This window comes from Prevotella ihumii, assembly GCF_900155655.1.
Classification (GTDB): Bacteria; Bacteroidota; Bacteroidia; order Bacteroidales; family Bacteroidaceae; genus Prevotella; species Prevotella ihumii.
On record NZ_LT706987.1, the window covers coordinates 281,689 to 305,960 of the forward strand.

General features: G+C 40.6%; 12 protein-coding genes, 1 tRNA gene and 1 pseudogene. 5 read left to right on the forward strand and 9 right to left on the reverse strand.

All coding sequences use genetic code 11. The features are described 5' to 3' along the window. Complete coding sequence (locus CZ367_RS01430; RefSeq protein ID WP_077195395.1) at positions 1-2,913, forward strand: N-6 DNA methylase; 2,913 nt, start codon at positions 1-3, stop codon at positions 2,911-2,913. 54 nt (positions 2,914-2,967) lie between these two features. Continuing rightward, a complete protein-coding gene (locus CZ367_RS01435; protein ID WP_077195396.1) occupies positions 2,968-3,876 on the forward strand; it encodes an ATP-binding cassette domain-containing protein in 909 nt (302 codons plus the stop codon). 140 nt (positions 3,877-4,016) lie between these two features. On the opposite strand, the gene CZ367_RS01445 is transcribed toward CZ367_RS01435, so the two are convergent. Next, positions 4,017-5,318: an IS1380 family transposase gene (locus CZ367_RS01445; RefSeq protein ID WP_077195397.1), complete on the reverse strand. Its 1,302-nt coding sequence runs from the start codon at positions 5,316-5,318 to the stop codon at positions 4,017-4,019. Between the two features lie 147 nt (positions 5,319-5,465). Here CZ367_RS01445 and CZ367_RS01450 point away from each other — a divergent pair, with 147 nt between their 5' ends. Further along, positions 5,466-6,455 (forward strand): DUF4435 domain-containing protein, encoded by a 990-nt coding sequence (locus CZ367_RS01450; protein ID WP_154669284.1) that lies wholly within the window; start codon positions 5,466-5,468, stop codon positions 6,453-6,455. Positions 6,456-6,536: 81 nt separating this feature from the next. On the opposite strand, the gene CZ367_RS01455 is transcribed toward CZ367_RS01450, so the two are convergent. Both CZ367_RS01455 and CZ367_RS16395 read right to left on the reverse strand, forming a co-directional pair. Next, positions 6,537-6,621, reverse strand: a tRNA-Leu gene (locus CZ367_RS01455). A 320-nt stretch (positions 6,622-6,941) separates the two neighbouring features. Beyond that, on the reverse strand, positions 6,942-7,073 hold the full coding sequence (locus tag CZ367_RS16395; protein ID WP_262500749.1) for a hypothetical protein: 132 nt from the start codon (positions 7,071-7,073) through the stop codon (positions 6,942-6,944). A gap of 210 nt (positions 7,074-7,283) precedes the next feature. On the opposite strand from CZ367_RS16395, the gene CZ367_RS01460 reads away from it, so the two are divergent. Together CZ367_RS01460 and CZ367_RS01465 are read left to right on the forward strand one after the other, a co-directional pair. After that, positions 7,284-8,231: an IS30 family transposase gene (locus CZ367_RS01460; RefSeq protein ID WP_077195399.1), complete on the forward strand. Its 948-nt coding sequence runs from the start codon at positions 7,284-7,286 to the stop codon at positions 8,229-8,231. Between the two features lie 27 nt (positions 8,232-8,258). Beyond that, positions 8,259-8,561, forward strand: a pseudogene (locus CZ367_RS01465) (Arm DNA-binding domain-containing protein); the annotation flags it as partial. An 805-nt stretch (positions 8,562-9,366) separates the two neighbouring features. Here the strand turns inward: CZ367_RS01465 and pdxT are convergent. The 6 genes from pdxT to CZ367_RS01495 form a co-directional block, all read right to left on the reverse strand. Then, the gene (gene pdxT, locus CZ367_RS01470) at positions 9,367-9,957 is read right to left on the reverse strand and encodes a pyridoxal 5'-phosphate synthase glutaminase subunit PdxT (protein WP_077195400.1); all 591 of its coding nucleotides are present in this window, start codon (positions 9,955-9,957) and stop codon (positions 9,367-9,369) included. Positions 9,958-10,040: 83 nt separating this feature from the next. After that, complete coding sequence (pdxS, locus tag CZ367_RS01475; protein WP_077195401.1) at positions 10,041-10,916, reverse strand: pyridoxal 5'-phosphate synthase lyase subunit PdxS; 876 nt, start codon at positions 10,914-10,916, stop codon at positions 10,041-10,043. Between the two features lie 346 nt (positions 10,917-11,262). After that, entirely contained in the window at positions 11,263-12,888 is a 1,626-nt protein-coding gene (locus CZ367_RS01480) for a RagB/SusD family nutrient uptake outer membrane protein (RefSeq protein ID WP_077195402.1), read from the reverse strand. 28 nt (positions 12,889-12,916) lie between these two features. Continuing rightward, on the reverse strand, positions 12,917-16,099 hold the full coding sequence (locus CZ367_RS01485; RefSeq protein WP_077195403.1) for a SusC/RagA family TonB-linked outer membrane protein: 3,183 nt from the start codon (positions 16,097-16,099) through the stop codon (positions 12,917-12,919). A 1,021-nt stretch (positions 16,100-17,120) separates the two neighbouring features. After that, positions 17,121-19,694: a C10 family peptidase gene (locus tag CZ367_RS01490; protein WP_077195404.1), complete on the reverse strand. Its 2,574-nt coding sequence runs from the start codon at positions 19,692-19,694 to the stop codon at positions 17,121-17,123. Between the two features lie 70 nt (positions 19,695-19,764). Then, positions 19,765-24,270, reverse strand: coding sequence for a choice-of-anchor J domain-containing protein (locus CZ367_RS01495; protein ID WP_077195405.1), 4,506 nt, complete (start codon positions 24,268-24,270; stop codon positions 19,765-19,767). Positions 24,271-24,272: the final 2 nt, after the last annotated feature.

The following is a 24,272-nucleotide window of genomic DNA, read 5'->3' on the forward strand; positions in this document are numbered from 1 at the left end:
ATGGCAAAACTTGATATAAAGAGAAACGAACGAGATTGGGCTGGTCAACTTATTAGTTGGATAAAATCAGCTATTGACAGAAAGACTACTGTTTTTCAAGATGCAACTAATGATACAGGAGTAAAAATGAAATCGGGAAGAACTAAATTTCCTGATATTCTTCTTTTCGTTGATAAGACTTCTGGTGTAATATTCAATGGATGGGAATTGAAGTTTCCAGATACTGCCGTTGACGATACCGTTATGTTGGAGAATGCGCTGGAAAAGGCACATAAACTACTCTCTGATTCCTTTGTTACATGGAACGGTGCAGAAGCTATCATTTGGCATATAGACGATGAAGAATATACACTTGACAGCCTATCAAAGTTAAAAGTCTACCCAAAGGTTTCAACTATCAACAATCGTGAGGATTTAGCTGATCCTGTAAAGTTTGCACAGCACGAACCATTATTGAAAGAACGTACAGAGGAAATTCTGCATGATTTAGATTCTTTGTATCATAATGGAACTTTGAAACCTGCACTTGATATTTCAGGGAACATAATTGAAGCTGTACAACAAGCATCAGCAATTATTATCCCTCAATTTAAAGAAGCCATTATTAAGGAAAAGGGCAGTAATCGTGCGTTTAGAGATGAGTTTAATAAATGGAAAATTTATGAAAGTTCCACTTTGAGGATTTTAGAATCCTCATCAAGAAAGAGAGAATATGTCATACCAGAACAGGTTTTGGCGAAGTTTACGTTCTACAATTTAATAGGAAAAATAATTTTCTATTTGACCCTCTGTGAGAATTTAAGTGGAGAATTGGAACCAATTACTTTTGATGAAAGTGAGTCTGCTAAAGATTTGTTGAATAGCTATTTTGACGAAGCAAAGAAGATAGATTATCAAGCTATCTTTCAACCGTATTTTACAGATAGTATAGAATATTCTGATTTGACCGATAAAGCGATTTATGCCCTATTGAAAGTGCTTACTTCTTTCGATCTTAAGGTTTTACCAACGGAAGTTATTGGTCATATATTGGAGAATCTTGTACCTGATGATGAGAAGCAAAAGTTTGGTCAATATTTCACTAATGAATTATTGGCAAACCTTGTGGCATTCCCTGTTGTTAAAACTAATAAGGACGTATTGTTCGACCCTACTTGTGGGACTGGTACTTTTCTAAATTCTTTTTATGAGATTTTACGAGCTTTAGGTACAAAGGAGCATGGAGAACTACTAAAGCAGATTTGGGGCAATGATGTTTCCCACTTCCCTGCTATTTTATCTGTTATCAACCTATATAAGCAAGATGTGGTTGCAACCGATAATTTTCCTCGTGTTATGCGTGATGACTTCTTTAATTTGAAAGTTGGAAAAAAGGTCGTTTTCCCCGATTCGCATGATCACACAAAGCATATTGAGGTCTCAATACCTACTTTTGACGGTATTGCAAGTAATTTTCCGTTTATACAGCAAGAGGATATTCTAAACGAGAAGCTATCAGCTTTCTTTAGAGAACAATTTCAAAGCGAGCAGCAAGCATTTTTGAAAGATAATACTTTCAAAATCAACGAACGCTCAGATTATTTCACATATTGTGTTTACAATGCAGACCGATTCCTTAAACCCGACGGTTGCTTGTCTGCGATAACATCAAATGCATGGTTAGGTAAAGAGTATGGCTTCCAATTTAAAAAGTTCTTGTTAGACAATTTTCATATACGATATGTCGTAAAGAGCAATGCAGAACATTGGTTTAAGGATTCTCAGGTATCTACTATTTATTTTGTGTTGGATAAAACACAGAGTGACGAGCCTACAAGGTTTATCACTCTTAACCGCAAGCTTAATGAACTATTTGTTGCGGACTCTATTAGCGAGCAAATAAAGCAGATTGAAGACTTTTATAGCGACATTGATAATTGTAGCGACCCTTGTAATGATTTGTGGGAGAAGGACAACTTCTTTAATGACCTATATAAGCGTAAGGATGGAAGATTGTCAGTATGTTTAGCATCTAAAGAATGTTTATTGGGCAGTCTTGATAGTAAGACTAATTGGGGACAATTCTTCTTTTCTACCAACTTGTTTGGCAGCTTTGAAAATTGTTTGACTCAATATCATCCAAGCATAGTAAAAGTGTTCAGAGGTGAGCGAACAGGATGGAACCAAATGTTTGTTATCAAAGAAGAAAATGTAAGGACTTCACACATTGACGAAAAGTATTTGGTTCCGTATGTAAAGTCATCATCAGAACTCCAACAGATAGAGTTTGATGAAAAATACAAGTTCTGGCTATTTGTCTGTCAAGAAGAGAAAAAGGCAATAGATGAAGGGACAAAATCGTGGATTGATAAATTTGTGAATGTGCCAAACAGAAATGGCAGCCAAACCGTGTCAGAGGCGTGCGCAGGACACCGTCCTTTTTGGTATTCTCTAAATCCCAAAAGAGGACACATAATCACGGCAATTAATCCCTACGAACGCTTCTTCTTTACTTTTTCCAAAGAACCATTTGCTATTGATCAACGCTTGATAGCAATGCAGGTACAGGAAGGCTATGATGTGGAGCTAATAGCAGCTTTACTCAATTCTGTTATTACATTCTTAATACTTGAAATGCGTGGTACTTCACGTAATTTGGGTGCTTTAGATTTAAACGCTGACTTCCTTAAGCAGATTAAGATGCTAAATCCTAACTTATTGAGCAAAAAAGATGTAGATGCAATAATCGCAGCATTTCAACCATTAAAGAATCGATCTATTAATTCTGTGGTTGATGAAGTTACTCGCACGGATAGGCGTAATTTTGATGCGACAGTATTAAGATGTTTTGGCTTAGACGAGCAGCTGCTTGACAGTCTGTATAATATCCTTATTGGTGCAGTAAATGATAGAATATCTATGTCAAAAAGATAGTTCAAAATTTATTCTACAATTAATATATCAATTAGAGCAAAGATATAAAACACTATGGAGATGAACGAGTTTAAGCAAGTGCTTAAAAATAATGTTAGTGAGTTAATCGCATTACAAGAACAGTGTCAAAATACAGATGTTAAGTGTGCTCAAAGCATTCTTAACACTATCTTATGGATGAAAGAAATCAATGAAGATATAGAAGGGGGGATAATACCATCTTCTTATGATAATATACTAATAAATAGCTTTGACATTCTTTCTCCAATGATGGATGTAATAAGACAAAATATAAGTAATAACGCGATAGAGAATATTGCAAATCTTGATAATTTTTTTTTATCTCAAATAACTGCAAATATAGATAGTTACCACTTCTATAAGAGTTTAGGATTTGCACAAGAAAACACCGTGGTTGTAGGGGCTAATGGTTGTGGTAAAACAACCTTAGCTAATACGTTGCAGAAATCCTTAAATGTTAAAGATGGTATCGTTATCCCTGCTCAAAAACTACTTATCATACCAACATTTAGCAGTACACCTAATTATGCTGCTACTGCAGAGAGATATAATCAATACCAAAGAGAAATATTAGATGATAAGCAAACATTTAATGCTTCTAAAGATGATGATCTCCCATGGAATGTAACAAAACAATATGGATCGGAATTTAGATACGTTTTAGCTGCATTATATTCAGAAAGAATGGCGCGCAGAAATAAGTTTTGTGATGCCTATGAAAGAGGCGAAAGACCTTCGGAGCAACAATTACACAGCGTGTTAGATCGAACTGCCGGCATTTGGAATTTCTTAATTGAACACAGGACTTTACAATGTGACGATAGTAATAATTTGATTTTAACTGATGATACGGTAAAAGAGGCTTATCCTGCTTTTCAAATGAGTGATGGAGAACGTATTATTTTATATCTTGCCTTAATTCCGCAGTATTTTTTCTTGTGAGAAAATTTTATATGTTGAGATGTCTTTTTGGGGCTCTATATGTTGATATGAGGTGCTTCGGTGTTTTTGGGGTCTTTTCTAAGCATAAAATCCCCCACCCAAACCAATGGGGAAGTATGAAAAACCACAAAAAATGATGTTTATTCAATAAAGACCTCAGCGTAGTAGTTTTTATTTGTATATAGGTTCAGAACGTTCTGCCTTCCAGTGCGCACCCATTTTGCTGGTACGTTGACAAAATGGAGGATAAAGGCTTTCAGCCTGCTTGTCTTTTTCAACGGCTTGACCTTATCGCTGATATGACGGACGAGATAGAGATAGAAGTTCTTCAGCATGGCGGTAACCATCATAAAAACCATATTCTCAGCCATAAAGGAAAAGGGCAGATGTGACCATCCGAAGTCATTGTTCTGTATGTCGAAGTTCTTTTCGCTTGCTCCACGCTCATTATAAAATGTAATGATGTCTTTCTCGGTAGACATCCAGTTATTGGTGAGGATACAGCGGTATGTGTATATTACTCCGAACATATCTGTCTGTTGCTTGCCATCCTTGTCTTTCAAAGGACTACGCTGTACGACAAGCCTGTATGACTTTCCTTCTATTAAGTTGTCTATGCTGACGGAGGTGACATCGCATCTCTCATAATCAACCTCAACACTCTTCCATTCTTTCAGCTGGCGGAAGTCCTCGTGTCGGCTGCCGCAGTTGGCAGCACGTATATAGAACGTGTTGCAGCGCTGCTCTACGGTTTGGATAATTTCCTTTGAGAACGATCCGCAATCAGCACGGAAACGCTCTATTACCACACCAAGTTCTGAGGTTACACGGTCCATAATGCGACGGAGCGTGTCTTCTTGATGGAATCTCACATTGGTGTTTCCGTCACGATTCTCACCTCCGACTATGATTCCCCCAATGGAAGCCCAACCAGGGAAATAGCCAAAATCCTGCTTGTAAGAATATTTTGCATCGAACTTGTGGGCTGGAATAAACTGGTGATCAAAGTCTAAGTCAACATGACTGCCCACCTTTATAAGCCCCATTCTTCGTATCATCCGTAAAAGTAAGGTATTCAACTTTTCTGCTGTGTTGAAACTATACGACTTGTCGGAGGTCTTGCTCTTATAGACAATATTTTTCTCGGTAAGCTCCTTTAGTCCGCGCCCCACAGTGTCGGCACCGGGTAACAGCGTATCAGGTCTTTGCTTGAACTGCCCAATAAGCGCATTGATGTCCTCAAGGCATTCTCCACCACAAAGGTAACTGAAGAAGAGAGATCCAAAAATACTTCCATAACAGAATGCTTTGCCGCTACTTCCACGTTTGCCCAATACAGATTCGGTAAGTTTTTCAAAGCCCAACTTTGAGAAAACGTCCATAATATGATAAATTCCACCGAAAGAAGTGATATTCTCGTTTTTAATTGCTACCTTTGCCATATCAGTTTTTTTTGCTTACTTGTTATGTTTACAGCACCAAGATAGGTGAAATTTCTGACATATCCAAGTGTTTTGAGAACTTTGTTTCTCAGGCACTTGGAGTTCTTACAAGAATTTATGCTGCGGAATTAAGGTCTTGTAGGGAGGGTGTTATTAGCTCCAAAGAATTCTCTTATTATAATTGATGAGCCAGAAATGTATTTACACAAGACTATAGTTGATAAATTATGGAATAAATTAGAGTTGGAAAGACAGGATTGCACTTTTCTATATCTAACACATGATTTACAATTTGCAGCGAACCGTGATGCTCGAAAGGCTTGGATACGTTCCTTTGAATATCCTTCAAAATGGACTATAGATAACATTGAGGGAAATGAAATTCCTGAAGAATTATTATTAAAACTCTTAGGTAGCAGAAAGAAGATTCTATTTTGCGAAGGAAAGAGAAATAGTTTAGATTCGAAGATATTTGAATTATTGTTTGAGAATTATACTATAACCCCTGTTGAAACATGTAAAGATGTGATAAACTTTACAAAATCTTTTAATAAAATACCCAATACAGTTGCAAAAGCCTATGGAATAATTGATCATGACTTTCGTTCAAAAGAACAACTTGCAAAATTAGAGGAACAAAATGTATTTTCTTATGATGTGGCAGAAGTAGAAAATCTATTCTTATTGCCGGACATTATCATAGGATTTGCTAAGTACAAAAATGAAGAGTGTGATATTGATGAAATTAAAACACGTATTTTAAACCAGTTTGAAAAAGATAAGCAAGCGCAGGTATCTCAGTTTGTTTCATCTGCTATCAATGCTTATTTTAAATCATCCCATATCTCAGTTGGTAATAAGAAAGAAGAAGTAGAACAGAATTTTCAAAAGTTTATATCAGAAGTTGATATTAACAAGTTATTTAATGAACGAGAATCTTGTATAAATGGTGTAATAGCCAACAAAGAGTATGAAAGAGCTATCATGTTATACAATAATAAGGGGCTACATACTGTAATAGAGAAATATTTTAATATGGGAGATTATAGACATAAGGCTTTGGATTATTTGAGAAGAACAAAGGAAATAGAACCTATAAAAAGAGTTTTCCCTGACCAGTTATGGAATGGTGATTAATGCTGGTTGGGAACAATTTGGGAACATTTACAAAATAAGAAAAAGCTAAGTGTTGAATAATCAACCACTTAGCTTTTTGCTTGGTACCCAGACCCGGGCTCGAACCGGGATGGATTGCTCCACTGGTGTTTGAGACCAGCGCGTCTACCTATTCCGCCATCTGGGCTTTTAATTTGAGAATGTATAATTCTTTAAAAGCGGTGCAAAGGTATGAATATTTTTTGAGATGAGCAAATTTTTTGCTTAAAATATAACGAATATATTTCAAATATATTTCAAATATAATGTTTGATAGGCCCAGTACATAGCATTTCAAATGCAAAACATATATGTATGGGAGGCAACTAATCAAAGAAAAGGAGGAAAAATCGAAGTTGATGTAAATCGACTGATAATGAGGAGGAAACGGAACGGTTTGCATAAGACTGCACTGTTCGTAAAGGGCAGGAATATGCAGATTTAGGCAGAAGTTCAGTTACCAAACCGTTACCCAATTTTGCCATAGGTAACGATGGAGTAATATTTGGTAACTGAATTATTTTCGCACGTGTGAATGTTGCTACGGTCGGCAGTTTTCTGCATAAGTGATGAACGCTTTGAATTTGGTAATTTTGCCACAAAACATCAAAGCGTATGAAAACAGAAAAGATCACAAGTTCAACATAGAACTGCAATTTCAGGTGTAGGTTTAGCTTAATAATCTATACCAGAAAACACCGAGGGGTTTGGGGGCGAGCAGCCCCCATGAGTGGAAAATCAACAAGCAATGCTTAAAAAATAAAAAAGGGAGACCTCTGTCTCCCAAAGATTAATTAATTTTGCATTGTTATGTACAAACAATTAACCTCGGAGCAAAGGTACACAATTTCTGTGCTACTCCAAAATGGAATTAAATTAAAAGATATTGCGAAAGCGATAAAAGTATGTCCAAGTACAGTATCTCGTGAAATAAAACGTAATAGTGGGACCAAAGGACAGTATAATTGGGAAACTGCCCAAGCAAATGCAGCTCTCACAAAGCGAAAAAAGCCAGGCAATCATTCAATCAAAAAGGATGTTATGGATGAAGCGATACGTCTTCTTATTACAGAACAATGGTCTCCTGAACAAATATCTGGCGTGTTGGCTAAGGAAGGTAAACGTATTAGCCATGAAACCATATATCGTACGATACGTAAGGACAAGGCAAAAGGTGGAACACTATATAAACACTGTCGTCACAAGCTAAAGCATCGTGCCAAGCCTGTTGGTAGCAGACGTATATCCATACCCAATAGAACAAGTATCAGCGAGAGACCTACTGAAGTTGACGGAAAACGCTTTGGGGACTTCGAGATGGATACAATTGTTGGAAGAGGAAATCATGGTGCTATTGTGACACTGATAGAACGCAGTACAAATATGCTATTTATGAGAAAACTTAAAAAGGGAAAGAATGCCAAGGAGTTAGCACGCACTGTAATACATTTGCTATCTCCATTCAAAGAGTATGTCAAGTCTATTACAACGGACAACGGCACAGAATTCGCTTGCCATGAAATGATAAGCAAAAGCCTTGGTGTCACCGTCTATTTTGCTGACCCATACGCTTCATGGCAGAAAGGGGCTATAGAAAATGCTAACGGACTGATTAGACAATACGTGCCAAAAAAAGAAACGTTTGAACATGTCAGTCATCAACAAATAACAAAGTATTCAAAGAAAATTAACATGAGACCAAGAAAGAAATTAGAATTTAGAACACCATATGAGTGCTTTTACGAACTAATTAAGTAAATTTGCACTTGCTTGTTGAATTCACGCTTGAAGGTGTTGCTCTACCTCAAAAAGAGCGATCTGGACAAGTCGGGCAAGGCTCCGATTATGGGACGCATTACCATTGGGCGTTCTATCGCACAGTTCAGTTGCAAGCTCTCTTGCAATCCCGACTTGTGGAATCCTCGTGAGAGCAGAATGGGCGGCAAGAGTCGTGAGGCGGTGGAAGTGAATGACAGGTTGGAGAATTTGCTGCTGTTCATTCAGTCAGCCTATCAGTCTTTGCTTACAAGAGGTTGCCCATTTGACGCAACCGACGTGAAGGAACTGTTTCAAGGCAGTGTGCAGACGTAGTGTATGCTCATCGAGAGGCTTGATATGGTCATAAACCCAAATCGGGCATTAGCCCGCAAAGGCTTTTTAACGCATTTAGATGTTATGCTTTTTTCGTCTTTGCACCTTATTTTGGCTCTTTTCGTTTGTTTTTTCAGTTGTTTAGCTCGCTAAACGTCTTCAAAAACAACGTAAGCATCCAATATTAGCCGACTTTCACACCAACAAATAACCCTTATATGTCTGGCAGCATATAAGGGTTATTTGTTATTTGAAGTTTGAAGGTAGCATTTTAATGAGTTCCTCCTCCGTCATGTCCGGCAGGGGTCTTGAAAGAACTTCCTTCATCCATTTGTATGGCTCTNAAAACAACTATTGGTGTCCGCTAAAAACTGATTGAAAGTTCTACAAGCCTTTGTTTTTCGGCAATACAGGCACATTTAACCAGTGGGGGCTTACTTTTTGTTTCAAATAGTAACCGTTACTAAAAACTATTATTTGCATGAAATTTAGCCGGATATCAGAGAAAAATACCCCAAATGATACTTTTATAAGCATTCTTTATTACAACGAAGTGGAGAGGAAAGTTTTACCGGACAGCAATAAAAAACAACCAAAAATAGCTCAAAATAAGCTCGCAAATCTCGAAGAAGTCTAACGACTGATTTTGGTTGAATCGATTAACAAAGACTTTACAATTAAAAGTGCTGTATAGTAAAAACTAAACTTGAGTAAGAGTAGATGTAAAATATCCTATACGCTACGTATTAAATATTTAGCGTATAGGATATTGAGCTGATATACAAGGGCATTGTTGAGCAATTTATTTTGCTGCAATATATTCGTTTACTATATTGATGAATAGTTGATGAATATGGGTATCTTCGTTAAGTTCGGGGTGGAATGCTGTGACAAACTGATTGTTTTGGCGTGCAGCAACAATATGTCCTTTCACTTCAGCCAATACCTCTACACCTTCGCCTACCTTATTTATATAAGGGGCACGAATAAAGGTCATTGGAACTTTAGGTTCGATGCCTTTGAGTTGCTCTTCTATATAGAAACTTCCTAATTGGCGGCCGTATGCGTTGCGACAAGTGTCTATATCCATTGTACCGATACGGCTGAATGGGCTACGTGGGTCGTCCACCTTGCTTGAAAGGATAATAAGTCCTGCGCAAGTACCAAAAACAGGGAGCCCTGTCTCAATGTCTTTTTTTATTTTGTCGAATAAGTTTAGTTCGTGAAGGAGCTTTAGCATTACGGTGCTTTCTCCTCCTGGGATTATTACGCCGTCTTTTTCTTTTTCCCAATCAGCTTCTTGGCGTATTTCAAAACTTTCTACTCCCAATTTATCAAGCATTTGTTTGTGTTCAGCAAATGCTCCTTGAAGTGCTAAAATAGCAATTTTCATATAATGTTATGGTGTTTAAGAAGCCCCTTCATAGGCTATGAAGGGGCTTTTCTTTATATTAAATACGTTGTATATGGCTTGGTTTACTTACCTCTTTCAGCCATCAACAATGCGATTTCGCTTTCGTTGATACCTACCATAGCTTCGCCAAGGTCTTCGCTCAATTCTGCAAGTACCTTAGGATCGTTGTAGTTTGTAACAGCCTGAACGATAGCACGAGCACGCTTTTCAGGGTTGCCAGACTTGAAGATACCTGAACCTACGAATACACCTTCAGCACCCAACTGCATCATCAATGCAGCGTCAGCAGGAGTTGCTACACCACCAGCAGCGAAGTTTACTACAGGGAGCTTGCCGTTGTCGTGAACATACTTAACGAGTTCGTATGGTGAGCGGAGTTGCTTAGCTGCTTCGTAGAGTTCGTCTTCGTTGAGCGACTGTATGCGACGCATTTCAGACTGAATCATACGCATGTGGCGTACAGCCTGAATGATGTCACCTGTACCTGGCTCACCCTTTGTACGAATCATTGTTGCACCTTCAGAGATACGACGCAAAGCCTCGCCCAAGTCCTTAGCACCACATACGAAAGGTACTTCAAACTCGTTCTTGTCGATGTGGTAAATGTCGTCAGCAGGAGAAAGAACTTCGCTCTCGTCGATGTAGTCGATTTCGATTGCCTGAAGAATTTGTGCTTCAGCGAAGTGACCGATACGCACCTTTGCCATAACAGGAATACTTACAGCTTCCTGAATACCACGTATCATCTTCGGATCGCTCATACGAGATACACCGCCAGCAGCACGAATATCAGCAGGGATACGCTCCAATGCCATTACTGCACAAGCACCAGCTGCTTCAGCTATACGAGCTTGTTCTGGAGTTGTAACGTCCATAATCACACCACCTTTAAGCATCTGTGCAAGGTTGCGGTTTAGTTCTTTTCTATTCTCTTTCATAGTGTTATGTTTTTTATTTTTTAAATGTTCAACTTGTTTTATGATGTTATTAGAATGACTTCATAAATCGTTGGCAAAGGTATAATTTCTCTATAAATTATCCAAATGTTAGTTCGTTATTAGTAAACAATTGCGTACAAATAGTTAATCGAAGTTTGCAAAAAGGGGCTGCCACCTTTCTCGTATTATATAATATAAACTACAATAAAAAAGAGCCGGCTATCACAGCCAGCTCTTTTTGCCTTATGAGAGAGAAAGGTGGTAATTCTTGAATTTTAGATATTTTCTATGATTAATTAAAAAATGATTACCACCTTAAGTATTCACCTATTCTATGGTTATTGTCTTACAACTTTTCGTCTGTCAATGCACCATTGAAGTCCTTTTCGTTTTGTGGAATAACCCACGTCCACTTGTTCACTTCGTCAGGATTGATGGTTACAGCCACTGCAGGGTGAGCGTTTCCACCTTGTGCAAATGTTTTGCGAACGATAGGAAGGTTCCAGCGTTTGTAGTCGCTCCAACCAAAGCCTTCGCCCCAGAGTTCCACTTCACGATAGTCTTTTATTTCGTTAAAGAGGTCTTTGCCTGTCTTTGTGCAAGTGTAACTTTCGTTACGACCTGTACCAGCGTTTAGGTCTACCAATGCTTGTTGTGCAGCAGCTTCATTGCCGAGGAAGTAGTTGGCTTCAGCTTCAATGAGTTTCATTTCGCTTGTACGTATGAATGGCACGTAGCAAACACCTGGTTGAGCTGTTGTCCAGAACTTCATCTGACCATCAAGGTAGAACACGCCTGCTTGGTAAGGAGCTTCCAATCCCGGTAGGCTATGTGCCTTTACGATAGAGTCGGCTTGTGCATACACATTGTCGTCACCCATACCTAATATACCATAAGTTTGGTTCACTTGATCTTTGTTTGTGATGTCGATGTTTCTAAACTTATCGGCTGTGATAAACATCTGTTTGCGTGCATCGTTGTTAGGAATACGTGTAATGAGTTCATGGCCAATAGTTCCCGCACCACAGTCGGTATTGTTAGCATAGTAGCCATTGCAAGCATCTTGCACACCAAATGCCCAGTACCAGTTTTGTTCCTTATCGCTACCATAGCTACCCAATAGCCACTCTGATGAAGGCTTATAGAAACCTGCTGCATAGTCAGCACCGCTTACCATAGGATAGCCTTCCTCTGCCAACTTAGCCTGTGCAAGTGCTGTAGCATAGTCTTGCTTGTTGAGTGCCGCACGAGCGTGTACAGCGTGTGCCACGTTAGCTGTAGGAATCCATACTTCTGCCTCGTTACGCTTTACGCCACTCTCTGTAAATAGTTTTACAGCCTCTTCGCAGTCCTTATATATTTGAGCGTATGTTTCAGCCAAGGTCGATATTTTGAGGTCGCCATTGCTTGTGTCCAAGCGCAACGGCATACCACGTGTAGCACCATTGTTGCTGTCTTGCCAACGATAGCAATAGTAGCGAATGAGCTTTTCGTACGAATAAGCACGGAAGGTTAGTGCTGCCGCCTTGATAAACTTCTTCTGTTTTTCGTCCCCTGTTGCCTTGTCTATGGTTTCGATGATGCCGTTTGCACCTGTAATAACCTGATAGTAGTAAGCCCATGCGTACGAGTCGTACTTACGTGTGTTATCGGTGTGCAACATCTGGTTGTGTACCTGTGCCCATCCAGCTGCATAACGATTGTAGTTATAGTTTTGGCTTGGCATACTTTCGTATATTCTGTAAATAGCGTTTTCGCCCGAATATCCTTGTCCGTAAGGTGCTTGTTGTGTAGTCATACACTTTGCCACACCGTTGAGGGTGTTGTATGCATTTGTCACTGTTCCTACAGCATTTTCAGATTCTACCGACTCTGAAGGCGATGTGTTAAGATAATCTTCGCTGCACGATGCCAAGAGTGCTGAGGCTGCAACAAAGGTTCCTGCCATTATATAATTTATTATTCTTTTCATATCTGTCTTAGTTTAAAAGGTTTTACGATTAGAAATCTACTGCCAAACCGAAGTTGAATACACGTGCCGAAACGTATGTATCGTCGCTACCACCTGTGAAGCTGAACTGTGGGTTCAAGCCCTTGCGAGAGGTAAGTGTAAACAAGTTTTCAACACCAGCTCTTAGAGAAATGTTGGCAAGTCCGAGCTTGCTAACCCAAGTCTTAGGCAAGCGATAGCCTAAAGTGATGTTCTTAAAGATGAGGTACGAACCACTTGTGAGCCAACGGTCGCTTGTAGCATTGTTATAGTTGCTTCTGTTGAAGTCGATTACAGGAATTCCATTAGGATCGATGCGGTTTGCTGATGTTTCGGTCATACCTTCAGGTGCGCCTTCCCAAGAGTTGAGCACGTCTGTGTGCAATGCTGAAGCTGAAGAAGCTGAAGGAGTAGCCATCAATCTCATATAACCGCCATCAAAAATCTTACCACCAAGGCTGTAAGTGAACAGCATATTCAAGGTCAAGTCCTTCCAACGGAGGTTAGAACCGAACGAACCATAAACAGATGGGAGTGCTGTGCCTGCCCATTCTCGCTTAGCGTTTGCAGTAGCTGTGGTGTACTTGGTGCCGTTAATCTCAACCAATTGACCAGCTTGTGCAGCCAATTCTTCCTTTTCAGGGTCGAGTGTGTAGAGCGAGTTACCTGTCATTTGGTCAACACCTACAAAGTGGTATGTGTACCATTCGTAAGCCGAGTGACCTTCAGAGTATTGCTGTTGTCCGTGCAAGATGTCCTTACCGCCAGGGAGCTTAATTACTTTGTTCTTCAATGTTGTAGCATCGAAAGCAAGATTCCAAGTCCAATCCTTTGTGCGAACTACATCGCCATTCAATGAGATTTCGAGACCTCTGTTAGAGATTGTACCAATGTTTTGCCACTGTGCAAGGTTAGCCAAGTCGTCTTCAGGGAACGAACCAGCTGACAATGGTAGACGTACTTGGAACAACAAGTCCTTAGAACGCTTGTCGAAGTAGCCAATGCTGAAGTTCAATCGGTCGAACAAAGTACCTTCTACACCGAAGTCGATAGTCTGTGTGGTTTCCCACTTAATGTCCTTAGCAGCCAACTTTTGACGTATCAAAGCTGGGTTGCCACCATTCTTTGTGATGTAGTAAAGTGCCTGATAGCCATAGTAGTCAACAGCTGCGTCGTTACCTACTTCACCGTATGACAAGCGAGCACGCAAAGCGTCAACCCACTTTACATCCTTCAAGAAGTTTTCTTTCTTAACGTTCCAGTTCAAACCTGCAGAGAAGAAGTTACCCCAGCGGCTATCCTTGTGGAACTTAGAAGAACCATCGCGACGGAATGAGAGGTCAGCAAAATACTTTTCGTCAAAGTTGTAACGAGCACGTGCCAAGTAAGACTCGGTCTTGTAATCGTTGTTGTAACCCAATGTATAAGAGTTAGAGATAAAGTTGCTCAATACCAACAAGTCGTCAATAGCAGAAGTAGTGTTCATCAAGCTGCTGTAATAACGCTTCCAACTGTAATTTTCGTGACCGAGAAGAAGGTCGATGTGGTGAACTCCGAAGTTGCGATCCCAGTTCAAAAGTTCTTGACCAGTGTATGCTATATACTGATTTGTATGTTCGGTTAAGCGACCCTTATTTGTTGCACCGTCACCAATCAATGGGTTGTTGTAAGTCATGCGGTTAGAGTTAGCGTGGTTCACGTTAGCCTTTGCAGTCAATGTGAAGCCGTATGGCAACTTAATGTTGGTGTAAATCAAACCGTCCAATACGTTGCGGCGATTTTTATCCTTATCGGCTGTAATTTCGAAACAGATGTTACGGTTGCTGAGGTAAGGAGACTTTGTATCGTAAACACGTTGTCCGTTTTGGTCAAGTACGAACGAGCCATCAGCATTGTGCATATAGATGGGATATACAGGCGCCATATAACGAGCTGTATAGAAAGGATTTGCGAAGAGATTACCTGTAGCGTTTTCGTTGAAGCTATTGATAGATGATGTACCAGAAATATTCATTCCCAATTCCAACCACTTGTTGGCATTATAGCGAGTGTTGATACGACCTGTAAAGCGTTCGTAGCCAGAGTTTAGGGTGTAACCCTTTTCGTTCAAATAACCTGCAGAAGAGTAAATGTTGAACTTATCGCCAGAGATGGCAGCACTAACGTTGTACTCCTGACGATGACCAGTGCGCTCTACAGCGTCTTGCCAGTTAAGGTCGGTATAGTTAGGATTGATAGTTCCGATGAGCTTGCCATTAGCATCAAAGAGCTTGTCTTCAGGCTCATTATAAATGTTGCGTTGGACAAAGTCGGGCACTAAGTGTTCGGTTGCGTATGCAGCAGCTTCTGCAGCACTTAGACCTAACTTACCACTCATAGCAAAGTTGCGCATTGCTTTCCACGATGCTTCCATCCATTGGTTTGCACCCAAGCGGTCGTATTCAGGGATACCACGCTTGTAGAAACCTTGGTCTATTTTTACAGAGATATTAGGCTTTGATGCATACTTAGCACGCTTTGTGGTGATAAGAACTACACCATTAGCAGCACGGTTACCATAGAGTGCAGCCGAAGAAGCGTCCTTCAATACCGACATATTGTCAATATCGTTAGGGTTGAGCTCAGCAATGTTACCTTCAAATGGTGTACCATCAACGATGTAAAGAGGTTGGTCAGCACCGCTTACCAATGTTCCTACACCACGAATGTGAATTTTAGGAGCAGCACCAGGTTCACCATACGAGTTGTTAACCTGTACACCAGGAGCAGAACCTTCCAAAGCACCAGTTACTGAACTACCGATGCGGTCTGAAATTTTCTTAGAGTCTACTACTGCTACCGAACCTGTGATAGACTGTCGTTTTGCTGTACCATAAGCTACAACTACTACTTCGTCCATAGTTTTGTTGTCAGGGTCGAGGACAATTTTCATACTCCTTGATGCCTTAACAACTTTGGTTAACATACCTATTGATGAGATTTCAAGTTTGGCATTACTTGATACGGTAAGCGTAAAATTACCTTCAATGTCGGTAGCGGTACCATTTTTTGTACCTACTTCCTTTACAGATGCGCCAATAACGGGCAATCCATCTTCCGAAGAAGTGATTGTTCCGCTAACTTGTTGTTGTGCTAATGCCATTCCTAAACTTAGGAATAAGCACGCAAAAAGCATTGTTAGTCTTCTTTTCATAAATTCTTATTTTAGGTTATACTATTATAAAACTTTATCTTGTTCTATGTCTCTCAATTGGTAACAGCTTTTGCTTTTCTATGTGATGAACCAATATAAGATGCGTTATGTTAACTAATCGCAAATATAGTGTATCTTTTTTAACAGCAATCAAAGAATGTATAAAAAAAGTGTATATTTTGCTTTTATTAACGCATAAAGATGCTCTTATGTTTGTTTTATACATAAATTAACATTAAATGTGTGAAAATAAATTGATGTGAGGTTATATTCTTGATTTTCTGAAAAATGATTATAATTTTACTTATTTTACTGATTATGTGTAATTAACTGATTTTTAATATATGTTAAATATGCTCTTTGTATTGCCATTTTGTTAGCTTTGTTGCTTGTTTTTGCTGCTTAAATATGCATAAAAGTTACTTTTTGAATATGTATAGTGGTCGAAACAATAAATAAGTGTTAATCGTTTTGCTTTTTATAGGTATAAAGCCGAAAATTCGTGAAATAACAATAGATGGGTATTCGGCTTGATTTTTATCTTGTTCCGAAATAGACGAATCATTTATTTTGTTTAGGGTTATGTCTGTTGGCTTGTAACTGTTTGATAATTAAGGTTTTGTATTGGGGTTGTGAAACATATATGTTTTACAATGCAAAACATATATGTTTGAGCCCCCTCAAAGTTGAACTTTGACAACGTCAAACATATATGTTTTGAATATGAAAGATAGATGTTATGCTTTTCTTCGTCTTTGCACCTTATTTTGGCTCTTTTCGTTTGTTTTTTCAGTTGTTTAGCTCGCTAAACGTCTTCAAAAACAACCAAAAATAGCTCAAAATAAGCTCGCAAATCTCGAAGAAGTCTAACGACAGATTTGGGATAAAAAAGAAAGAGCACGATGTGGCATCGTACTCTTTCAAGGTAAGGTGATTAAAAAGTTCAATTATTGAGGTGCCTTTCTATTGTGGCAACCTCTCTGTGTTAAAACAACAATATATAGAATGAATGATGTTAGTCTTATTTCACTACTACCTTTTTGTTGTTGTGGATATACACACCACCCTTAACAGGCTTCTCTATGCGTATGCCAGAGAGGGTGTAATAAGGTGCATTATCGGTAGCCGAAATTTCTACTTCTTCGATAGCTGTAGGGCCAGAGAATACGTTCACCTTACCTTCAACGTATTCGAACTCGTAGTTTTGTGCCTCTGCTCCCGATGCTGTAATGGTGTAAACACCCACCTTGTCTAAGGCTGTTACCACGTTGCCTTGTCCGTCCTTATAGACAAATGTAGGCTGCTTGGTTAGCACGCTTGCAGTTTCGTTGTTCTTGAGTTGGGTTACAGTGAAGGTTGGGGTGTAGGTGTCGCCTAAATTGATACCCTTTGTGTCGACTGTGATGGTAGCCTTTGCTGGGAAAATTGTAAGCGTACCCTTTACCAATTGTAACATATCCGATACCACATTGCCACGTTCGATGTTGATGTCGTATGTACCTACAGGCGATGTCTTTGTGGCTGCACAAGTGATGAGAGGTGTGCCAACAAAGTCGTCACCTTCAGTTTTCCAACCGAATTTCTCGTTTTCGTCGCCGTAAGCTCTTGAAGCATTGCGTACAATAATGTCTGTTCCGAAAGGCTTAATATTGTCGAAACCAATATAGAAGTCGCTCCATTGCGCAGTTTTCATATATGTTTTTTCGCTGTGGAGAGGCACTTCAAGCGGCGTAATACCCTTGTTGATGTCGGCAAATACCTCCTTACCTAATTTGCAAGGTGTCTTAGCATACATACGGATAGCCTTGTAAGCAAAGCTGCCTTCGAAAGCCTTGTCGCCTATTTCTTGGATTGTTTCAGGGAATACGATGCTTGTTATGCGCTGACAACCTGCCAATCCGTAAGCGTGAACCTTCTTGATGGTCTTTGCTACTTCAAGTTTGCCTTCTTTCATAGGCAATACTGCAATGATTTCGCTTCCATCTTTGGTGTAAAGAATGTTGTCTTCATACTTGTATTGCTTGTCTGCCCCCATTGGGATTTCAATGGTTTCGAGCGTGCTGATACCACCAAATGCACCATCACCAATCTTTGTAATAGAGGTAGGAAGTACAATTTTGGTAATGCCTTGGCAGCCATAGAAAGCGCGTTCGGGTATCTCGTTGTTAGCTGTGTTGAGCTTCTTGTCGTTATCAACGAGGAAGTCTTCGCCACCTGCAACGATGGTTGCACCGCTAAGGTCGATGGTTTCGATAGTTCCATCAATAAGTTCGCCCTTCTCGTTGCGACCTGCCAATGAGCGGAGGTACTTAATGTCGGTAGAGTTGATTGTACCTTTCACTACCAATTGTTGGAGGGTCTCAATCTCTGAGGTTGTAATCTGGTTCTTTAGATTACCTGCTTGAGTCACTGTCTTTTCTACGGTTTGATCCTTTGCAGGACGATTGGGCACGATGCCAATAATCATTGATTGACCTTCAGAGAATTGATATGAAGGAGGGTTGAGCAAACTGATGTCATAGAAACCATTGCTCTTGCCGTCCCAACCCCAGTTTACATACACCTTACCTTCTTCGTTGTAACCTGTAAGTACGAAGGCGTGGCCTGCTTGAGGACGAGTCTTGTCGCTTGCACCATAAAATATTGGGTGTTTGGCATTAAGTTCGGTGAAGATTTTCTCCATCCATTCCTTGTTTTTGCCAAAGTAGTCGGACTTGAAAATTAGCTCTACTTTGTCGTAACCAAAGTACTTGCGAAGTCCTATTTCGGCATTCTTGTTCACAGCACCTGAAGCGTCAATGTGGTATTCCATACCTGCTGCAAATCCACAATCGCGCATAAGAACAGCTACAGCCTTAGCTTCTTCGGGCTTATACTGACCTATCTTATACTCGTTCTTCATATTCTTCCAATCGTAAGTGTGGTCTTCAAAGTTCACGACAAACACTTTCTTGGTCTTGTCGGGCTGCTCTACAGGCAATTTCACTGTACCCGTACCATTTGCAGGCCATTTGTAGTGATGCAGAATTTGAGCCATCGCAGTTGCCACACAACCTGTTACAGCGTTTTTGCTGGTAGTGTAGCCTTGCCAAGTAGTTCCTGAAGCCGAAGCAGTTGGACACTCGTCATTGAAAGGTTTGGTCTGTCCCCACTTTGCAGTTACAAAGTTGTCAACCTTTTGGCTAAACTTCTTTGTGTCGGGCTTGATAGAGTTAACCATCTGACCAGTAGCTATAATCTCTTTTACTGAGGCTTCTGCTGTTTGAAGAAACCAACGGAAGTTGTCGTTGAGGTCATCTTCGTTGAATGGTTGGTCAGAGTAGCCAATTACTTCGGGCACCAAATCATCGTTGCTGATGATTGCAAAGCCGCCATTAGCTGAACCAATGATGGTGAAAGCATCGTTCTTTTTCAACACTTTCATCTGTTTTGCCGTTGCGATACGAGCCTTTGGAGTGGTAGCACTACTATTTGACAACAGTGCGCGTTTAGCTGCAGCCATAATATCGGCCTTGCTTCTTGGTGCAGCATTTGCAGGTAGCGAGAGCGCAAGAAGTAGCGCAACGCTTGCTATATTTCGTATTTTGTTATACATAGTTTCGATCGTTTGATTTAGGTTGTTGGAGCAAGGCGAGCTTAAAGGCTCACCTTGCTTTGCCAACGATTTAATTATTAATCATTACTTTCTTTCCGTTCACAATGTAAACGCCACGCTTCAAGTTTTTAAGGCTTGTAGCATCTTTGAGTACTTGTACACCGTCAAGTGTGTAAACATTGAACTTGTCAGCGTTCAAAGCTTCGATAGCGATGATGTCGGTTACAACTTCTACGTCTACAGGGTCAGAAACTGAACCGTCTGCATAGACTGCTGCCACGCTATACTTGTGGTTGCCGTCTGCTCCAGGCTTACCATCGGTATAGTCTAAGGTCTTGGTTGTGCCGATAAAGATACCATCGCGATAGATGTTGTAACAATATGGAAGATTACCCTTGACAAAGTGGATGTCGTCAATCATAAACATCCAAGTTTGCATTGCAGTGGTGTTATGATGGATAGCGAAGTAGCGAGCACCTTCAGGAACTTCAAACTTCACTTCTTGCCAACCGCTCTTGTCTATAACATAGGTATCGCCAATCTTAACGAACTTACGGATTTTTAAAGGGTTGCTCTCGGTAGAATAAAGCATATCAAACGATTCTTTACCGATGAGATTTCCCTTTTTGCTTTGGCCTAATAAGCATTTCACCCACATTGTAACGGTCTGAGCCTTGCCAGGAAGTATAGGACTAATCATCCAGTTGTCTGCATTAGCAAGTTTAGGTTTCTTGCCTGGTTCTACAATAGCTTGGTAGACAGCTGTTGCATACTTGTTGCCTGAGTGTGGATAGATAGCCTTACCCATTGAATTGTCTGGGTAATCGGCAGGTTGACACACGGTAAATGCAAACTCTGCACCACGTTGTGGGAAATCAAAATTATCAGGCTTTGGGTCTGGAGACAATGCCAATCCGTGGTCTCTATCTATAAGTGTCCAATCGCCCATCTTGGTGTCCCAAGGCGTGTAAGACTCAAAGTCTTCCATCACTGTTGGAGTTTCTATTGTAGGTGCGTTCCAAGTCAATCCTACTACAGGTGTGTTGTTGCCTGTTGCACGTACATTTTCAGGTTTAGGCATATCGGTCTTGTTGAACGCAATTGCTGCTTCTGCAATGTCGTTGCGCTTATCTACATCGTTTGGAGCAACAACTTCTGCCTTCACATTGAGTGTAGTAGCGTTGTCTTGCAATGAGGTTTGATAGGTTACAGGAACGATTTCAAAGTCGGTTGTTGTCAACTTTTTGGTCAGTTTCTTTTGGCCTATTTCGTTACCATTCATATAAACTTTCACAATGGTATTTGCGTCCAAATCCTGTTTACCCATATTGGTAACCTTTGCATTGACGGTTACTTTGTGTCCCTTTTGTGCTGTTTCAGGTGCGTTCAGTTCCACTTGGGCATCTATAGCAAGTGGGTCGATGAAGTGAATGTTGTCAACACCGATGGCAGCTTCGTTGCCAACAGGTTTTCCTGCTACAGCCATAAGTTTGAGGTCGATGTATCCACACTCTGTAAGAGATGGGTCGATGGCTACTGTAGCTCTGTGCCAACCTTCGTCTTCGGTACTTGTTGCGAAGTCTTTCTTGAAGAGTGCAACAGGTTTTCCATTAGTTGGAGTTGCCATAACGATGAGTTTACGATTTGCCTTAGGTGTGCACTTGTAGTCGAAAATGAGCTGTGGCTTCACTGCACCACGGAGCGAAATCTTGCCTAACATAAGGATGTCAGCAGCTCCGTCTTGTGTAGGGTTGAAGCGAACACAACCTCCATCACCATCAGAGGCGTCAAGTTTAGATAATACCCATGCATCTTGTCCAGATTTAGCAATACTTGCGAGGAACTGGTCGCCCTGTGTTCCATTAGGGAAACTGCGTGTATAAGGCATTTGGTATGGTTTTCCTACCAATACAGCCTTGATAGCGTATTCAGCACTGCCCGATGCGTTGCGTGGGATAACTGCCCAATACTTAATATCTTGTGGACCTTCGTTGGTCTTGAAGTCAGGTATTACAAACTCGGTAACGCCCTTAGCAGTAGTACCAATTTCGTCGGTAAGTCCTTCTGTAAGCGATACATTGTAAACTTGATATTCAATACCTGCAGGGTTCAGAATACCTCCATTAGCTGCTTCTGGTGCTTTCCAAGTGAGCTTGAGTGAAGGAATTTCATCGATAGCCGTGATGTCTTTAATCTTGCCAGGCTTATCTTGTCCCACGTTTACCTTAACAGATGCTCTTTGCCCGATACCATTTTGGTTGTAAGCTACGATGGTATAGCTATTGTTTCCGTGCTCTGCTGCGAGGTCGGTTACGGTATATGCCTTGCCCACTTCTGGTTTTTCTAATTTGCCTACACGACGTTCGCCACTCATTACTACAATGCTATCGAGCTGAGTAATAGGCTCTCCCTTACGATTGACTGAAGGAGCATTGAACGAAATGATAGCTTGGTCGAGTCCGCTTGGTTCTGCTTCAGCCTTCAAGTTGGTAACTACGTTAGGTGCGGTAGGCAATGGACCGAGTTCTACCTTGAAGTTATCAACCGCTACATAGTAAGAACCTAAAGCCGAAAGTGCGTGGAAACCAAAGCTATAGTTACCATCAGGACCTACTGTAATTTCCTGTTCGTAGGTCTTTGTAGTATTGCTTTTCTCCTTATAAGTTGTAACAGGAAGCAATTGGTTGGTGAGCTTTTCGTCGTCACTATTTACATCTTTACCCCATTTCACTTCAAGTTTTTCCTCTGTACCTGCAGGAACTGTAACATCATACTTTATAAAATAGGTGTAGCCTGCTGTGAGATGGATAGGAGGAGATATAAGCCAGCTATCGCTTCTGCCAGTAAGGCTTGCGCACTTCATACGTTGTCTATCGGCATCCCATTCCCAAATGTTATATCCGTTGGCTATCTTATTGATTTTTGCAAATGGAGCTGCATTATTTTCGGTATCGAAAGTTTCTACATAGTTAGGCTCGTATGCTTTACCAAAGAAGAAGCTTTCAGATAGTGCGTAGTTGCCAATGAAATTGCCATTTACAGCCTCAACGACATATTGGTATTGGCTATACTCGCTTACTTCTAATGTTTCTTCAAAGCTGAGACCACTCTGCCCCATACTTACAGCCTCTTCGTTTTCATTCTTGACTCTAAATACATTATAAGTAATGGTGCCGATGTAGCCTCCGTTCTCTCCTTTTGTAGGAGCTGTCCATGTAAGTTTTACGTGACCAGCATTGTCTTTGGTGAGGAGGAGGTTGCTTGGTTCAGCCAACTTATCGAAACCAATCCAATGATTTTCAGTAAACTTTACGCCCTCGCCCACCTCGTTTGAGGTAACAATCTTGAAGGTTGTCATACCGTTTTCAGATACTGTAACGTTTGCTTCTGCAACAGCACCTGGCAATACTTTGCCTTCTGCTACCTTTTTGCCGTTAGCATATATGGTGTACTTGAGTGGTTTATCGGTAGCTAATTTATCTCCGCTATAAGTAGTGCTTGGTGCGGTGAAGCTAATTTTACCTGTCAACGACTCGTTTACGAAGTTGTACGCCACATTGGTAACCTGACTTGGTGCGCCATCGGGTGCAGCTGCGCCAGGAATAGCCATACCTGTAATAGCGTTCGAAAGTTGGCTTATTTCGGTAGCCACACCTGTTTCAAGGTTAACGGTATAGAGCTTTGATGCCTCATTCGCATCAGTAGTCGCCCAATAGAATACGCCTGAAACAGGGTCTATTTCACCACTTTGTTCATAGTATTCGCCCGTTGCTTTAGCCACCTTTACACCCGTTGCACCCACGAGTGTTTCCTCGCCATTGTCAGGGTTCACCTTGTAAAGGTTGCCGTCTGTAGCTACACCATATACTACATTTCCTTTGGCATAACCAAGTGCAACGTAGCGATGTGACGAAGCCTTAATGGCTGTACGTGTAAGGGTGGTGTAGTCGATGAAACCCCATTCTAAGCCCTTCATATCTTCTGTGAAGAACTGTCCGAACACCTTATTAGATGTAGGGTCTTTGGCTGTTTCTGTGGCCAAAAGCTTGTTTGTGTAAATAGGAGTACCATCTTCTTTCTCTGCTGTCCACGTGTTGGTGTCGATGATGTAAAGGTCTTTCATCTTTATTCCAGCCATTGTTTTAGCACTCATACCATAGAGTTTTTCGCCAATGAGTGCGCTACCACCATTGAACGCAACCTGATAGCCCAACTCCTTTAATAGGTTAAACGAGATGGGGGCAGCAGGTGCAAACGAAACCAAATTGCCATATATATCGTTTATATATGTTCCCCATAGCTCTGCTGGGCGAGCTGTTAGTATGGTCGATTTGGGATAAGCAGGTGCACCATACGATGTCATAACCTGTTTGAATGGTGAAGTTAAATCTTTTGTTTTAGGAATCATTTTGTCGAACAACGAATAGTCGACATAGCATTCAGCCTTGTGTTGGGAAACTCGATTTTGAATTTCTTGTTTGCGTAACATATATCCGCTTTGCTGCTTCTGTGCAGATGCAGGCATAGCAATACATGTGGCAATCATACAGGCATAAAAATTGATGAATCTTTTCATGT

Coding starts and splice junctions, on each gene's coding strand:
- CZ367_RS01430 (WP_077195395.1), top strand. CDS start 1: ATGGCAAAACTTGATATAAAGAGAAACGAACGAGATTGGGCTGGTCAA.
- CZ367_RS01435 (WP_077195396.1), top strand. CDS start 2,968: ATGGAGATGAACGAGTTTAAGCAAGTGCTTAAAAATAATGTTAGTGAG.
- CZ367_RS01445 (WP_077195397.1), bottom strand. CDS start 5,318: ATGGCAAAGGTAGCAATTAAAAACGAGAATATCACTTCTTTCGGTGGA.
- CZ367_RS01460 (WP_077195399.1), top strand. CDS start 7,284: ATGTACAAACAATTAACCTCGGAGCAAAGGTACACAATTTCTGTGCTA.
- pdxT (WP_077195400.1), bottom strand. CDS start 9,957: ATGAAAATTGCTATTTTAGCACTTCAAGGAGCATTTGCTGAACACAAA.
- pdxS (WP_077195401.1), bottom strand. CDS start 10,916: ATGAAAGAGAATAGAAAAGAACTAAACCGCAACCTTGCACAGATGCTT.
- CZ367_RS01480 (WP_077195402.1), bottom strand. CDS start 12,888: ATGAAAAGAATAATAAATTATATAATGGCAGGAACCTTTGTTGCAGCC.
- CZ367_RS01485 (WP_077195403.1), bottom strand. CDS start 16,099: ATGAAAAGAAGACTAACAATGCTTTTTGCGTGCTTATTCCTAAGTTTA.
- CZ367_RS01490 (WP_077195404.1), bottom strand. CDS start 19,694: ATGTATAACAAAATACGAAATATAGCAAGCGTTGCGCTACTTCTTGCG.
- CZ367_RS01495 (WP_077195405.1), bottom strand. CDS start 24,270: ATGAAAAGATTCATCAATTTTTATGCCTGTATGATTGCCACATGTATT.